The 15,146-nt window shown below is 36.7% G+C and carries 14 protein-coding genes; 7 read left to right on the top strand and 7 right to left on the bottom strand.

Annotated features, from left to right (window positions below; genetic code table 11):
* Window positions 1–343: 343 nt before the first annotated feature.
* The 5 genes from OLM61_RS02210 to OLM61_RS02190 form a co-directional block, all read right to left on the bottom strand.
* Complete coding sequence (locus OLM61_RS02210) at window positions 344–865, bottom strand: GNAT family N-acetyltransferase (protein WP_264524901.1); 522 nt, start codon at window positions 863–865, stop codon at window positions 344–346.
* Window positions 866–944: 79 nt separating this feature from the next.
* Window positions 945–1,718 (bottom strand): alpha/beta hydrolase family protein, encoded by a 774-nt coding sequence (locus tag OLM61_RS02205; protein ID WP_264524900.1) that lies wholly within the window; start codon window positions 1,716–1,718, stop codon window positions 945–947.
* Window positions 1,719–1,847: 129 nt separating this feature from the next.
* Window positions 1,848–2,327 carry a YeeE/YedE family protein gene (locus OLM61_RS02200; protein WP_264524899.1) on the bottom strand — a complete coding sequence of 160 codons (480 nt, stop codon included), beginning with the start codon at window positions 2,325–2,327 and terminating at the stop codon, window positions 1,848–1,850.
* A 10-nt stretch (window positions 2,328–2,337) separates the two neighbouring features.
* Window positions 2,338–2,901, bottom strand: coding sequence for a YeeE/YedE family protein (locus tag OLM61_RS02195; RefSeq protein ID WP_264524898.1), 564 nt, complete (start codon window positions 2,899–2,901; stop codon window positions 2,338–2,340).
* Window positions 2,902–3,017: 116 nt separating this feature from the next.
* A complete protein-coding gene (locus tag OLM61_RS02190; RefSeq protein WP_264524897.1) occupies window positions 3,018–4,433 on the bottom strand; it encodes an MBL fold metallo-hydrolase in 1,416 nt (471 codons plus the stop codon).
* 212 nt (window positions 4,434–4,645) lie between these two features.
* On the opposite strand from OLM61_RS02190, the gene OLM61_RS02185 reads away from it, so the two are divergent.
* The 4 genes from OLM61_RS02185 to OLM61_RS02170 all read left to right on the top strand — a co-directional run bounded on the left by OLM61_RS02185 (window position 4,646) and on the right by OLM61_RS02170 (window position 8,681).
* Window positions 4,646–5,239, top strand: a complete 594-nt coding sequence (locus OLM61_RS02185; protein ID WP_264524896.1) for an HD domain-containing protein — start codon at window positions 4,646–4,648, stop codon at window positions 5,237–5,239.
* Window positions 5,240–5,564: 325 nt separating this feature from the next.
* A complete protein-coding gene (locus OLM61_RS02180; protein WP_264524895.1) occupies window positions 5,565–6,908 on the top strand; it encodes a cytochrome ubiquinol oxidase subunit I in 1,344 nt (447 codons plus the stop codon).
* Between the two features lie 2 nt (window positions 6,909–6,910).
* Complete coding sequence (gene cydB, locus OLM61_RS02175) at window positions 6,911–7,987, top strand: cytochrome d ubiquinol oxidase subunit II (protein ID WP_264524894.1); 1,077 nt, start codon at window positions 6,911–6,913, stop codon at window positions 7,985–7,987.
* A 247-nt stretch (window positions 7,988–8,234) separates the two neighbouring features.
* Complete coding sequence (locus OLM61_RS02170) at window positions 8,235–8,681, top strand: GNAT family N-acetyltransferase (protein ID WP_264524893.1); 447 nt, start codon at window positions 8,235–8,237, stop codon at window positions 8,679–8,681.
* Between the two features lie 252 nt (window positions 8,682–8,933).
* On the opposite strand, the gene OLM61_RS02165 is transcribed toward OLM61_RS02170, so the two are convergent.
* Window positions 8,934–9,719, bottom strand: a complete 786-nt coding sequence (locus tag OLM61_RS02165; RefSeq protein WP_264524892.1) for a sulfite exporter TauE/SafE family protein — start codon at window positions 9,717–9,719, stop codon at window positions 8,934–8,936.
* 205 nt (window positions 9,720–9,924) lie between these two features.
* The gene (locus tag OLM61_RS02160; protein WP_264524891.1) at window positions 9,925–10,566 is read right to left on the bottom strand and encodes a Crp/Fnr family transcriptional regulator; all 642 of its coding nucleotides are present in this window, start codon (window positions 10,564–10,566) and stop codon (window positions 9,925–9,927) included.
* Window positions 10,567–10,997: 431 nt separating this feature from the next.
* Between OLM61_RS02160 and OLM61_RS02155 the strand changes: the two genes are divergently transcribed.
* From OLM61_RS02155 to OLM61_RS02145, 3 genes are all read left to right on the top strand, one after another.
* A complete protein-coding gene (locus OLM61_RS02155; RefSeq protein ID WP_173966399.1) occupies window positions 10,998–11,309 on the top strand; it encodes a rhodanese-like domain-containing protein in 312 nt (103 codons plus the stop codon).
* Window positions 11,310–11,386: 77 nt separating this feature from the next.
* Window positions 11,387–12,967 (top strand): NADP-dependent glyceraldehyde-3-phosphate dehydrogenase, encoded by a 1,581-nt coding sequence (locus OLM61_RS02150; RefSeq protein WP_264524890.1) that lies wholly within the window; start codon window positions 11,387–11,389, stop codon window positions 12,965–12,967.
* Window positions 12,968–13,178: 211 nt separating this feature from the next.
* Complete coding sequence (locus OLM61_RS02145; protein WP_264524889.1) at window positions 13,179–15,050, top strand: M1 family metallopeptidase; 1,872 nt, start codon at window positions 13,179–13,181, stop codon at window positions 15,048–15,050.
* Window positions 15,051–15,146 lie beyond the last annotated feature (96 nt).

Genomic DNA, 15,146 nt, shown 5'->3' with positions numbered 1-15,146 from the left:
GTTACAAAATTTGTCGTTTCTTGGGAACTTAATTATTTGATTGTTTTGTTGTTAACGAACCATAATTCATGTATATAAACCAAATAGAATAATAGAAATAGGATAGGTTTTACATAATCGATTTTTATGAAATAAAGCGTTAACGTCGCAAAAGAGCCATCGGCTCGAATCATAATTGTAGCGACGGATTTTAATCCGTCGTAAAAAACAGACATCACAATAAAAAGAGCCGTAGGCTCGGCCCATATTATTTTGAGATTAATCTAACCCGTTGCTATAAAATTTGTCATTTTTTCAGAACGCAGTGAAAAAAAACACCCGTCAGATTTTTAAAACTGTGTCTTTATGCTAATTTTTTTTCATAGGCCTTTCTTGCGCCTCCTCTGAAAAAAACTTCACCACAATAGGTGTATTTTAGTCTGTCTAAAATTTTGAGCATCGGAATATTATCAAAATTCGTATCTACCTTTATACTGTATATGTTATGTTCGATGGATAAACCTTCTATTTTTTCAAACAGTTTTGTAGCAATGCCTTTGCCTTTTGCCAGCTTCGATACGGCTACCCTATGTACGGCAGTATAATCACCATCCGTGAGCCATTGGCCTTCGATGTCTTCGTAAGCCGGTTCTTTGTCAAAAAGAATCGCAGCGTAAGCTAAGATAATGTTGTTTTCTGTAAGTACATATCCGTGATCGTTTTCGATATCGGTATGAATGGTTAGCTCATTAGGATAACCGTCCTGCCATTGTGTACTTCCGTCCAGACGTCTTTGTTCAATAGCATCTTGCAGGATATTCCATATTTGTGGTACTTCAGAAATATCCGCTTTTCTTAAAATTAAATTTTCTGTTATTTGGCTCATCTTTTGGGTATTAACTTGTAATTGGAAAATTAATGAATTTGTCTTTAAGGAAACTATAAATTAAGATCAAATAAATCGGCTATTCGCTTAAATACTTTTCAATATATGTATTTACTATTTTACGTTCTTCGATTGTTGCATCATTGTCCATGTCACTATGGTTGATAGGGGTTAACTGAACTGTTATTCCGTATTTTTGTTGTTCTTGTTCAGTTGGTAATACACCCTCGTCTGCAGAATAGTTTTTGGAGCGTAACGTATATACTGTTGGGTGGTTAACTCTTGGAAGAGGCATTCTTCGATTGTCCATCGTTATTATTTTATAAACCAATTTAGGGTATTTACTTGCAAATAAAGCTGTCATATCTCCACCATTCGAATGACCAATTAGTGTTAAATGTTTAAAATCTAATTCTGGCTTTATGGTTTTAAACTGATTTAAAACATAAAGAATGTTATCAGTACCTCTTTCCCAGTTTGGTTTTCTTGTAACTTTAAAATCTCCTTCCATTGCCAAAAGGTCGTCAGAAGGTAATTCATGCTGAATACTAATAACATAATATCCTTTTGAAGCTAAATTTTCTGTTAAATAGGAATAGATCATATTGTCTCCGCCTTTATTCTCTCCGTATCCATGACTAAAAATTATTAGCTGCTGCTTATTAATTTTTGAGTCTGTTTTTGGGGAAAAAATGGCAACAGGAATTTTACGATTTCTGGATTTGTCGAATAACTCTAAGGTATCAAGTTTAACGGGATAGGTATTATTTGATATTTGAGAGCTTGTTTTTTTACTATTCGAGCAACTTATTAATAATAAGCAAATTAAAATCTTAAAATATATTTTGTTCATTTTTTGGATATGTGTAATAAAGCTACGAAAAATAATAAGGGATTTATCTTTAAAGAAACAGTAAATTAAGTAAACCCGACAGGTTTTAAAAACCTGTCGGGTTTGATGTGTATAATATAAGTAAGAATATTAATGAGGCAGTTTATCTTTAATCCAACCATAAACCCAGGTTCCGAAAATTGCGCTTAACAAAGTCACAACAATAACGGTCACTCCGGTACCGATTTGGGCAAATAAGGGTCCTGGACAAGCTCCTGTAATGGCCCATCCAAAACCAAATAACAAGCCACCATAAATTTGTCCTTTGCTAAACGTTTTGGGTTGAATTTCTATCTTTTCACCTCGAATCGTTTTAATGTTGAATTTTTTAATCAGTTGAACAGAGATCACTCCAACCGCGACGGCACTTCCAATTACGCCATACATAAAGAAGGATTGCAATTGAAACATTTCCTGAATTCGGTACCAGCTGATGATTTCTGCTTTTACGAAAACAATTCCAAAAACAATTCCCACCAAAAGATATTTTAGATTGGAGAATCCGGAGTCTTTCAATTGACTTCCGTTGATTCCTTCAGTATCAGTATTTTTATTTTCCAGATTAGTCATTTTTTAAATTTTAAAGTGAAAGAATGTACGGCAGGATCAAATTTGCCATGATAAAACCTCCAATCATAAAACAAATTGTGGCTACCAATGACGGCCATTGTAAGTTTGAAATTCCCATTATAGCATGTCCGCTTGTACATCCACCGGCATAACGTGTTCCGAAACCAACTAAAAATCCCCCTACCACAATCATGATAAAACCACGAAGGGTGAATAGAGTTTCCCAGGAAAAAAGTTCTTTTGGTAACAAGCCCGAGTGATCGGTGATACCGTAAGTCGCTAATTGCTCTGAAAGTTGAGGTGTTATTTCAACCGGATTTGGATTCGCCAGGAAATAAGCCGCAATCACTCCGCCAAGGAAAATTCCGAAAACAAAGAATAAATTCCAGCTCTCTTTTTTCCAGTCGTACTTAAAGAAGGAAATATTGGCAGGAATACAAGCCGCGCAAATATGACGAAGCGAAGAACTGATTCCGAAGGATTTATTTCCGAGAATCAATAAAATAGGAACGGTCAAACCAATTAACGGTCCTGAAACATACCAAGGCCAAGGTTCTTTTAAAATTTCTAGCATATTCTTTTAGGTTCTGAGTTACTGAGATTCTAAGGTACTAAGGTTCTGAGTTACTAAGATTAAAGGTTAAAATTCTCAGAACCTTAGAGCCTTAGTAGCTTAGCACCTTTATATAATTACTTTAATACTTTACTTTGACAAACAAAATCTGATTTCGGAATCTCTGTTTTTGAAATGGCTCCAAAACCGCCCTCAATTTCGCTAAAATTTCTGAAACCACGAGCTTGTAAAATTGAGGCTGCAATCATACTGCGATAGCCTCCGGCACAATGCAGATAAAAATGTTCGTTGGGGTTAATGTCTTTTACCCAGTCATTAATATAAGCGAGGGGCTTGCTGTACGCATCTTCGATATGTTCTGCGCTGTATTCGGTTTCTTTGCGAATGTCGATTACTTTGTCTTCAGAGGGTTTAAACTCAGCTGCAAACTGATCGGCCGAAATTCGGTTAACCGTATCAATTTCAAAACCGGCTTTTTCCCAGGCTTCAAAACCGCCTTCGAGATGACCAATAATCGAGTCAAAACCTACACGGCTTAAACGAGTTACAGTTTCTTCTTCAAGTCCGGTTTCGGTTACGAGTACAATAGGCTGTTTTACATCGCCAATTAAAGTACCCACCCATGGAGCAAAATCACCATTGATTCCAATGTTAATCGCTTGTGGAATAAAACCTTTGCTAAAATTGGCAGCACTTCTGGTATCCAGTATCAGAGCTCCTGTTTCTTCGGCTACAGCTTCAAACTCTTCCGCTTTTATCGTTTTCATTCCGTTGTGCAAAACAGTTTCAAAACTCTCGTAACCTTGCTTGTTCATGGCAACATTCATGCTGAAATAGGATGGAGGAGGCAATAAGCCATCGGTAACTTCGATAATGAATTCCGCTTCGGTCATATTTGCGCGCAACGCATAATTGGTCGCTTTTTGATTTCCTATAGTTGAAACGGTTTCTTTGCTCATGTTTTTTCCGCAAGCGCTTCCTGCACCATGGGCAGGATATACGATCACATCATCAGCCAAAGTCATGATCTTATCTCTCAACGAATGGAACAAAATTCCGGCCAACTGATCCTGTGTCATTCCGGCTGCTTTCTGAGCCAAATCCGGACGTCCAACATCGCCAATGAATAAGGTATCTCCAGAAAAAATGGCATGATCTTTTCCGTTTTCGTCAACAAGTAAAAAAGTAGTGCTTTCCATAGTATGTCCTGGAGTATGCAATACTTTAATAGTCACTTTTCCAATTTTAAACTCCTGTCCGTCTTTTGCTGAAATGCAGTCAAATTCGCAGGTTGCGTTAGGCCCGTAAACGATTGGCGCCTGAGTTTCTTTGCTTAAATCAACATGTCCCGAAACGAAATCGGCGTGAAAGTGAGTCTCAAAAATATATTTCAACTTTACCTGATCGCGCTCTAAACGATCTAAATAGGGTTGAATTTCTCTTAAAGGATCAATAATTGCCGCTTCTCCGTCGGAAGTAATATAATAGGCACCCTGAGCTAAACAGCCAGTGTAAATTTGTTCTATTTTCATGATGTGAAATCTAAAATAATGTGGCACAAAGGTAAGTCTGTTTTTCGGGAAATTAAGTGACTATTGTTACAGAAATTTGATTTCTGTGTGAAAAAAAAGGCAGATTTTGACATAGATGTTATATTAATTGAGTTAAACTTGAGCAATTAAGCTTTAACTTATAATTTTGCATATGACGAATGTCATTTTAAAACAAATAAACAGTTAAACAGATGAACACAGAAGATTTATTGAGTCAGATTGCCTTTATAAAAGAAATTGATAAGGTAAAATACATTCAGCGCAAAACAAAGCTGTTTCATAGTGACCGAAATGAAAATGATGCAGAACACAGCTGGCATTTGGCTTTAATGGCGATCGTTTTGGCAGAACATTCAGATGAGCCCATTGATGTTTTGAAAGTTATAAAAATGGTTTTAATCCATGATATTGTAGAGATCGATGCAGGAGATACTTTTATATACGATTCGCAAAAAAATCATGATAATACAGCAGAGGAACGATTAGCCGCGAATCGCATTTTTGGTTTGCTTCCGGAAAAGCAGGCCGAAGAACTAATTTCGATTTGGGAAGAGTTTGAAGCAGGTCAGACCAACGAAGCAAAATTTGCAAAAGCAATGGACAGACTGGAGCCTTTATTGCAAAATACGTCTAATAACGGCGGAACCTGGAAAGAGTTTGGCGTGAACTATAATAAGGTTTACGAAAAAAAGAGTGTTATAAAGGAAGGTTCAGCAACGTTATGGAATTACGCCGAAGGATTGATAAATGAAAGTGTTGAGAAAGGGATTTTAAAAAAGGAGTAAAATTTTTGAGTATAGTTTCCATTACTAGTTATGCGCAATGTTGTCATTTCGATCGAAGGGAGACACGAGCGATAGCGAACAGGCGAAGCAAATCACACAAGAAACTCCGCAATCAAAATCGCCAATCTTTATCGATCATCGCATGTGATTTCTCCCTGCGGTCGAAATGACAAATGTGGAGGAAGTTGCGATAGAACAGAAGGATGTCTTTCATCTTTTAATTGTTGAAAAGTTTAACAAATATCGGTCGATAAACTTTTTTTAAAGGCAGGGATTTCGGGTTTTAATGGGTAAATTTGTGGGACTTCATAAATAAATTACCACTATGGAAGAAATGCTTTTTTATGACCGAATGCAATTTGCCTTCACAATTACTTTCCACTATCTTTTTCCGCAACTTACAATGGGTCTTTCGTTGATCATTGTTTACTTCAAATGGAAATACCTCAAAACTAAAAACGAACAATACAATCACGCCACCCATTTTTGGATGAGAATCTTCGCTCTGAATTTTGCGATGGGAGTGGTAACCGGAATCCCGATGGAATTTCAGTTTGGAACCAACTGGGCAAAATTCTCTGAGTTAACCGGAGGAATTATCGGTCAGACATTAGCCATGGAAGGCATGTTTTCGTTCTTTTTAGAATCTTCTTTTTTAGGACTGTTTTTGTTCGGAGAAAAGTTATTGGGACACAAATGGCATTTTGTTACCGGATTGCTAATTTGTATTGGTTCCTGGGCCAGTGGTTATTTAATCATTGCAACACATTCGTGGATGCAGAATCCTGTAGGTTATGAGATTTTGGAGAACGGAAAATTTGTGTTGACCAATTTCAAAGCGCTGTTTCTAAATCCGTGGTTATGGCCATCCTATTTGCACAATCAGGCCGCCTCTTTAGTAACAAGTTCTTTTGTTGTAGCGGGAATAGGTTCTTTTTACATTCTAAGCAAAAAGAACATTGTTTTTGGAAAACTATTTCTTAAAACGGGAGTAATTTTCGGATTGATAGCCAGCATGATTGTAGCTGTTCCAACTGGAGATTTATTGGCCAAAAATGTGGTGAAATACCAGCCTGTGACTTTCGCCGCAATGGAAGGAATTTTCCATACGGAGAAAAAGGGTTCTGAAATTGTTTTAATCGGTCAGCCCGATGTTAAAGATAAAAAACTGGACAATAAGATCGCCGTTCCAAACATCCTGAGTTTCCTGACTTACGGAAACTGGGAGCAGGAAATTAAAGGCCTGGATCAGTTTGAAGAAGATTTACATCCCACAAATATCTCAGGTTTGTATTATGCCTATCATATTATGGTTGGACTTGGAACGTTATTTATTGGTTTGATGTCCTTTGCTTTGCTTCAGTTGATCAGAGGCAAACTGTATGAAACCAGGTGGATTCTCTGGTCGCTGCTTTTTATGATGCCGTTTCCGTACATTGCCAATACGACTGGCTGGTACACGGCCGAGTTAGGCAGACAGCCCTGGCTGGTTTATAATTTAATGCGAACCGCAGCGGGTGCCTCTCCAACCGTTTCTTCGGGAAATACCCTGTTTACTTTACTGGGTTTTATAGGATTGTATCTTTTACTTGGAATGCTGTTTTTGCTTTTAATTGGAAAAATCATCAATAAAGGACCTCACACTGAAGTCATAACTGAAAATAAATAAGTATGGAATTTTTTTGGTACGTAGTTTTAATGGGAATTTTGGCCGTTTATATTGTTTTAGACGGTTATGATTTTGGAGCAGGAATTATTCATTTATTTTTTGCCAAAGAAGAAAAAGATAAAAAGGCAATAACCAATGCAATTGGTCCGTTTTGGGATGCCAACGAAGTTTGGATTATCGCTGCGGGTGGTGTTTTGTTTTTTGCTTTCCCTACTTTATACGCTTCCTCTTTCAGCGGATTTTACCTGCCCCTGATTATGATTTTATGGCTGCTTATCTTCCGTGCGATTGGTTTAGAAATGCGCGGACAGGTACACCATCCGATGTGGGAGACGATTTGGGACAAGGCATTCGGAATTGCAAGTTTACTTTTGGCTTTGTTCTTCGGAATTGCTTTGGGAAATATCGTGCGCGGAGTCAACCTCGGAATGGTAACTAACGGCGTTTCGACTCAGGAGGCACATTATTTCTTTTTGCCATTGTGGAATCCAACTTTTAGTCCACAGGCAAGTGAATTGGGAATTATCGACTGGTTTACACTTTTTCTGGGAATCGTGAGTGTAGTTGCCTTAACCATTCACGGTGCCAATTGGATTATCTTTAAAACCAATTCGGCTCTGAATCCACAGCTTAAAAATGTTGTTTTCAAACTGAATATTGTCTTGTTGGTTCTAGTTTGTATTTCACTGCAAATCTGGCATTTTATTGAGCCAAAGCCTTTTCATAATTTTATAGAAAATCCGGTTCTCTGGTTTTTTCCACTGATGACTTTTGTTGGAATTTTGGGATTGTTTAAAGTACGTACGTGGCAAAAAGACGGTTACGGATTTTTGTTTTCATCCTTGTTTCTGGTGGGCGGGTTCGCCTCAACTGCCGTATCCATTTTTCCAAATGTTTTGCCTTCTACCAATACTGTAAATCCATCGTTAACCATTTATAACACTGCCGCCGGCGAATACGGATTGAATGCCGGAATGAGCTGGTTTTTTATCGCTTTGTTCCTGGTGATTATCTATTTTATTATTCAATACCGCGTTTTTAGCGGGAAGATGGATGATATTGGGTATGGGGAGCATTGATTTTTTAGCCATGATCCAAGGGATAGCGAACGGGCGATGTAATTCACGAATTAATTACAGTACTAGCCTTTAATTTTAACCAACATAGTAGTTAAGAGGTTTTTTAAATCAAATTATTAAGTTTGGGTAAAACCTTTTTTTACAAACTTTACCAAAACTCTGGACGGTCCCGTTTTATGAAATCTGGACTATAAAAGAGTTTAAGTTTTAGAATAATTTTGTTTTTTTAATTTCAAAATTTAAAATAATGGATTACCAAATCAAAAAAGCAAGTTTAGAAGAACTTAATGAAACAGCCGAACTTTTTGACCTCTATCGTGTTTTCTATCGTCAGAAATCTGATGTTGAGGCAGGCAAAGCATTTCTTAAAGAACGATTGTTACATAATGAGTCGGATATTTTTTTAGCGATTGCAGACGGAAAAGCGGTTGGCTTTGTGCAGCTCTATAAAATATTTAGCTCTACTAAAATGCAAAGACTATGGCTGTTAAATGATCTTTTTGTGCATCCTGATTATAGAGGTAAGGGATTTTCTGTGGCCTTAATTGATCGCAGCAAACAATGGTGTGAGGAAACCAATGCTTGTGGCTTGATGCTCGAAACCGAAAAAACAAATGATATAGGCAACCAGTTATATCCACGTTGTGGTTTTGAATACGACGGTCAACATAACTATTATTATTGGTGGAAGTAAAAAAGGCTTAAGTGTAAAGTTAGCTCGCGCACTTTTGTCATTCCGAGGTACGAGGAAACTCCGCAAGTAACTCCGCAACGAAAGTCAATCTTTGTCGAGCTTCTCGCGGAGATTTCTCCTTCGTCGAAATGACAATGATTGTGATTATTTGGTCTAAAAATAGAGTTTTTATACTTTTTTTACATCTTAAGTAAAGATATTCTACACTTAACTAAAATAAAAATCTGCTTTATCTGCGAGAAAAAATAAATTCTAAAACAAAACTTCTTTTGTAATAATATAAAATCCCATTACAAGAACAAACCATCCGAAAATAGGTTTTAGTTTTGCTCCGTCGATTTTTTTAGAAAGCCTACTTCCAATAAACATCCCAAAGAGTGCCATTGTAGAAACTCCCAGTAAAAAGGTATAATCGATTGGAGTTCCGATGTATAAATCTCCTCCAAAACCTATAGACGAATTAATTGTAATAATCAGCAACGAAGTTCCTACGGCTTGTTTCATGGGTAAATTAGCGAAGAAGAGCAACGCGGGAATAATTAAAAACCCACCGCCGGCACCCAGAAAACCAGTTATGATTCCAACGATGAAGCCTATTAAACTCAACTGTAAATAATTGGTTTCGGTTGCTTTTATCTCGGGTTTGTTTTTTCGGATCATTGAAATTGCCGCTGTAATCATCAATACAGAAAAGATAATCATGATGAGAAAATCTTTCGAAACAGAATAGGAAGCTATAGAAAACAGGGTAGAGGCAATTTTTGGAAAAATGACCTCGCGAATAATCAAAATGGAGATTACAGAGGGAATTGCAAAGTACAATGCCGATTTTAATTTAAGATTCCCCATTTTGTAATGGCTGTAACTCCCGGACATAGCAGTTAATCCCACAATAAATAAGGAATAAGAAGTAGCCTGTTCCGGATTTACCTTGAACAGATACACCAAAATAGGAATGGTTAGTATAGATCCGCCACCACCAATTAAGCCTAGTGAAATTCCAATAATGATTGAAGCGATATAACCTAAATATTCCATTGCAGTTGTTTTAACGCAAAGATGCTTGGTTTAAAAGAAACGCACAGTAACATTTATCACATAAGTAGTATTAAACACGAATTTCACTAATTGGCACTAATGTACTGTCATAGTAAGGTAGTTTAAATGCTTTGAAGGTTTTCTACTTTGCAGGAACGGGTAATCAATGTCTATTATAGTAGTTGAACCAAAAAAAATCTTCGTGTTAATTAGTGAAATTCGTGTTGAGTAATTCAATCTGATTGCGATTGAGTTTGACCAGACCTCTTTGTTCCATTTTTTTGAGTAATCGGGAAACTACTTCTCTAGACGTATTTAATTCAGTTGCAATTTCCTGATGAGAGAGATTTACTTCCGAGCAGCCACAGGCATCCGAATGTCGTTTGAGGTAAAATTCCAAACGCTCATCCATAGACCGGAAAGCGATATTGTCTACAACTTCAAGAACTTCTTCAAAGCGGCTGCGGTAGGTATCGATAACAAATTCGTACCAGCTTCTGTGTTCCATCATCCACTTATCCATCATTTGTAAGGGAATCATCATAACCGAAACATCTTCGACTACTTTTGCCATAATCTGGCTTTTTTCGCTTTTAGCGGTGCAGATCATCGAAATGGCACAGGCTTGTCCGGGTTGCAGGTAGTACATTAAAAATTCACCTCCATCTTCACCTTCACGGTAAATTTTAATTTTTCCTTTGGTGATCAATACGGTGTTTTTAATGTATTGTCCGGTACGCATTAAAATGGTTCCGGCTTCAAAATCCTGCTGACTTCCGTTTTCTTCAATGGTTCTGATAAGTTCGTCGGAGAAATTAGGAAATATATTTTTTAGTGAGTTTTGCATTGATAATAGGAGGGAATTAATGCCCATGGATTTTACGGTTTGAACTGGGTAATACTTTTTTGCCACAAATTTCACAAATTAATTTGTGCAATTCGTGGCGAACATTTTAATCCTTTTAAGCTGTGGCAAAAAAACATTCTTGAAGAACATTTTTACTAAATTAAAATTAAAACCTATAATTTATTACAAAGATAGGAGATTTCAATGGTATAAATTATCAGAAAATTATATTTAAGAGGTGTTTTGTGTAAATGAATAAATCCTATTTTCTATCGATTTTATAGGCTATATTTTTAAAAATAGTAAGTAAATTTGTTTTTCACTGATTATAGTACTTTCTCTAAAACGTTTTCTGAGAATAATAATCGAAATCGCATTTGGCACGTTTTTAATTAATAGAAACGTCGTAATTTTACAAAAACACATTTATTATGAATTTATCACAAGAAGATTGGGTTAATCAGCTGGCTGCTGACGAGAATGCAGTTATACTGGACGTAAGAACTGAAGACGAATTTAATGACGGCTACATTCAAAATGCCGTAAACATCGACATCAATAAAGGACAAGGCTTTATTTATGAAATCGAGGAGCTTGATAAAAACAAAAATTATTATGTGTATTGCCGTTCTGGTGCCAGAAGTGCCAAAGCATGTCAGATTATGAATGAGTTAGGGATTAACAATGCCTACAATTTGCTTGGTGGAATTCTGGATTGGGAAGGTGAAACCGTAAACCCATAAGACAGAAGAAGAGGCCTAAAAAGCCTCTTTTTTCTTTTTAAAACGCTATTAATAACCAAACTATAAAAGACCAAATTATGAGTTTAATACCCGAAGAATTTCAAATTAAAGATTTGATAAACCAGGATACCTATCTGGTAAATGGAGAATTAAAACCGTGGACAGGACAAACAACCCCCGTTTTTTCTACCATTTCATCTACAGAAAAATACGCGCCAACATTATTAGGGTCAATTCCGTTCATGGAAGAGAAAGAAGCTGCCGAAGTGGTGGAAGCTGCCAATGCGGCTTATAATAAAGGTCAGGGGTTATGGCCAACGATGAAGGTAGTTGACCGAATTAAGTGCATGGAGAACTTCGTAAAACAAATGAAGGAAACCCGTGAAGAGGTAGTGAAACTTTTGATGTGGGAAATTGGAAAAAACCTTGGCGATTCGCAAAAAGAATTTGACAGAACCGTTGAATACATTCAGGATACAATTGACAGTTATAAGGAACTAAACGGACGCAGTTCACATTTTGAAAAAGTGCAGGGTGTAAATGCTATGATTCGTCGTGGACCTCTTGGAGTAGTTTTGTGCTTGGGCCCTTATAATTATCCTTTAAATGAGACCTTTTCGCTGTTGATTCCTGCCTTAATTATGGGAAATACGGTGATTTTTAAACCTGCTAAACATGGTGTTTTATGTATTTCGCCCTTGTTGGAGGCATTTAGAAGCAGTTTCCCAAAAGGTGTAATTAACATCGTTTACGGTCGTGGCCGTGAAGTGGCGTCACCGATAATGAAATCAGGTAAAATTGATGTTTTGGCTTTAATTGGAAACAGTAAGTCGGCTATAGCTTTACAGGACCAGCATCCCAATAAAAACAGATTGCGTTTGATTTTAGGTCTGGAAGCTAAAAACCCGGCGATTATTTTACCCGATGCCGATTTAGATCTGGCCATTCAGGAATGTATTGCAGGAACGTTATCGTTTAACGGGCAACGTTGTACGGCTTTAAAAGTATTGTACGTGCACGAATCTATAGCCGAAGAATTCAATAAACGTTTCGCTGAAAAAGTAGACGCTTTGGCATTTGGTAATCCTTGGGAAAAAGGAGTTGCTTTAACACCGCTTCCCGAAACAGAAAAACCAAAATATATTCAGGGATTAATTGACGATGCAACCCATAAAGGAGCAAAAATACTGAATGAAAAAGGAGGGAAACACACCGATAATTATATTTTTCCGGCTGTTTTGTATCCGGTAAACAAAGAAATGAGAGTGTATCACGAAGAACAATTTGGACCCGTAGTTCCAATTATTTCTTTTAAAGATATTAACGAACCACTTGAAGATATGGCCGAATCCAATTACGGACAGCAGGTGAGTCTTTTTGGAAAAGATATTAAAACTTTGGCACCGCTTATTGATGCCTTGGTCAATTTAGTGTGCCGAGTAAATTTGAACAGTTCGTGCCAGAGAGGCCCGGATGCCTTTCCGTTTACAGGCCGTAAAGATTCTGCGGTAGGAACTTTAAGTATTCCGGATGCTTTGCGTTCGTTCTCCATTCGTACGTTTGTAGCTTCAAAAGACATCGCTTACAATAATGAAATTTTGCAGGAATTGCTAAATAGCAAAGAATCAAATTTTATTAATACCGATTATATTTTGTAGTGATCAGAGTTATATATTAATTGTAGAAGCCGTCTTTTTCTTTTTGAATTGGACGGTTTTTGTTTTTTAAATCTTTGATTTTCTGAGTAGCTGCCGTTTTAAGTTTATTGTTTATTTTTAATAATTAATTTTAAAAGAAGTGTAACTTAAAGTAAAAAAAATCATCTAACCAGTATAATCAATCAAACCACCAAAATCTTAAAACAACTTTATGAAAAAAAAATCACCTCAATTGCTATTTATAGCCTTTTTGTTTTTAATGCAAAATAGTTTCGCACAGGAACTTTACATGCCAAGGAATGTTAAAGAGTCTTATACTAAGGGTGTTCGTTCTATGGATGGAAAACCTGGGAAAAATTATTGGCAAAATCATGGTAAATATGACATGGCTTTGACTGTAGATGCCAATACGAAAGTCGTTAGCGGAACTGAAACGATAGTGTATGAAAACAATAGTAATGATACACTGAGAACTTTGCGAATTAGATTTGTGAATAATATTCATAAAAAAACCTCGCCACGAGCGGTATTAAATAGTGAAGGTTTTTTTACAGAAGGTCTGACAATTACGAATTTGAAAATCGAAGGTGAAGTCTACAAAGAAGATGCTAAAAGCTGGGGGACAGTTGGGAATGTAAAAATGAAGAAACCTTTGCCGCCACATAGTAAAATTACAATTGCTATCGATTGGAATTATCCGTTATCAGAAGTGAGCGGGAGAGAAGGGCAGATCGATAACACTACTTTTTTTGTAGCGTATAGTTATCCTCGTGTTTCTGTTTTTGATGATTACAACAGATGGGATAACCTGCCACATACTTCTGGACAGGAGTTTTATAATGATTTTAATGATTATACCTATTCTGTAAAGGCGTCTAAAAATTATGTGGTTTACGGAACGGGAGATTTATTGAATCCGGATGAAGTTTTACAGCCTGAATTTGCTGCACGTCTAAAAAAGTCATACCTGACAGATGAAATTTTACACATTGCCAATGAGCAGGAAATGAAAAGCGGTGTGGTAACAAAACAAAGTGACTGGAACGTTTGGAAGTTTGAAGCTAAAAACATTACAGATGTTTGTTTTGGTTTGAGCGATCATTATTTATGGGATGCAGGAAGTGTAATTGTAGATAAAAAAACAAAGCGACGTGCGAGTATACAAGCGGCTTATGATGTAAAAGGAACCGATTTTGAAAATTCTATTAAGTACAACCAATATGCTCTGGATTTCTTTTCACACAATTGGCCGGGAGTACCTTATCCGTATTCTAAAATGACGGCTTTTCAGGGTTTTGCCGATATGGAATACCCAATGATGTGTAATGACTCGCAAATGAATGACCCTATTTTTGCACAATTGGTGCAGGATCATGAAGTAGCGCATACCTATTTCCCTTTTTATATGGGAATCAACGAAACACGTTATGCGTTTATGGACGAAGGCTGGGCGACAACTTTTGAATATTTAATAGGAATCGCGGAGCACGGAAAAGAAGCGGCTGATAAGTTTTATAAAGAATTTAGAGTAGAACAATATATAAATGATCCCTCTACAGAAGAAGATCAACCTATCATTACGATGTCGTCGCAGTTATCAGATTCTGGTTATGGCAATAATTCATACGGAAAAGCTTCTTTGTCCTATTTGGCTTTAAAGGACTTGCTTGGTGATGATTTATTTAAAAAAGCATTACACGCTTATATGGACAATTGGAATGGTAAACATCCGGTTCCATGGGATTACTTTAATTCGTTCAATACAGCTTCGGGTAAAAACCTGAACTGGTTTTTTAACAACTGGTTTTTCACGAATAATTACTTAGATCTTTCTGTTCAAAAAGTGGCTAAAAATGTTGTTTCGGTAGCCAATGTTGGTGGTTTTGCAATTCCGTTTGATGTGATTGTGACCTACGCAGATAATACCACAGAAACGGTTCATCAGACACCGGCTGTTTGGCAGGCAAATCAAAAACAGACTGCCGTTATCCTAAAAGGCAATAAGCAAATCAAAAAAGTAGTGCTTGATGGCGGTATTTTTATGGATGCTACTCCTAATGACAATACCTGGTCAGTAAAATAAAAAAAATACAACAGCAGTCGCCTTTTTCAATTAAGAAGGCGACTGCTTTGTTTTGTAAAAGCAGCATAATAAATTTTGAATTTTTAGTAACGAATT

This window comes from Flavobacterium sp. N502536 (genome assembly GCF_025947345.1).
Taxonomy (GTDB): Bacteria; Bacteroidota; Bacteroidia; order Flavobacteriales; family Flavobacteriaceae; genus Flavobacterium.
Note: the sequence above shows the minus strand (reverse complement) of the source record. Positions and strands in the feature narration are given on the sequence as shown.

Bases quoted from the DNA above. Each gene is read 5' to 3' on its own strand.
- OLM61_RS02210 (WP_264524901.1), bottom strand. From the start codon at position 865: ATGAGCCAAATAACAGAAAATTTAATTTTAAGAAAAGCGGATATTTCT.
- OLM61_RS02205 (WP_264524900.1), bottom strand. From the start codon at position 1,718: ATGAACAAAATATATTTTAAGATTTTAATTTGCTTATTATTAATAAGT.
- OLM61_RS02200 (WP_264524899.1), bottom strand. From the start codon at position 2,327: ATGACTAATCTGGAAAATAAAAATACTGATACTGAAGGAATCAACGGA.
- OLM61_RS02195 (WP_264524898.1), bottom strand. From the start codon at position 2,901: ATGCTAGAAATTTTAAAAGAACCTTGGCCTTGGTATGTTTCAGGACCG.
- OLM61_RS02190 (WP_264524897.1), bottom strand. From the start codon at position 4,433: ATGAAAATAGAACAAATTTACACTGGCTGTTTAGCTCAGGGTGCCTAT.
- OLM61_RS02185 (WP_264524896.1), top strand. From the start codon at position 4,646: ATGAACACAGAAGATTTATTGAGTCAGATTGCCTTTATAAAAGAAATT.
- OLM61_RS02180 (WP_264524895.1), top strand. From the start codon at position 5,565: ATGGAAGAAATGCTTTTTTATGACCGAATGCAATTTGCCTTCACAATT.
- cydB (WP_264524894.1), top strand. From the start codon at position 6,911: ATGGAATTTTTTTGGTACGTAGTTTTAATGGGAATTTTGGCCGTTTAT.
- OLM61_RS02170 (WP_264524893.1), top strand. From the start codon at position 8,235: ATGGATTACCAAATCAAAAAAGCAAGTTTAGAAGAACTTAATGAAACA.
- OLM61_RS02165 (WP_264524892.1), bottom strand. From the start codon at position 9,719: ATGGAATATTTAGGTTATATCGCTTCAATCATTATTGGAATTTCACTA.
- OLM61_RS02160 (WP_264524891.1), bottom strand. From the start codon at position 10,566: ATGCAAAACTCACTAAAAAATATATTTCCTAATTTCTCCGACGAACTT.
- OLM61_RS02155 (WP_173966399.1), top strand. From the start codon at position 10,998: ATGAATTTATCACAAGAAGATTGGGTTAATCAGCTGGCTGCTGACGAG.
- OLM61_RS02150 (WP_264524890.1), top strand. From the start codon at position 11,387: ATGAGTTTAATACCCGAAGAATTTCAAATTAAAGATTTGATAAACCAG.
- OLM61_RS02145 (WP_264524889.1), top strand. From the start codon at position 13,179: ATGAAAAAAAAATCACCTCAATTGCTATTTATAGCCTTTTTGTTTTTA.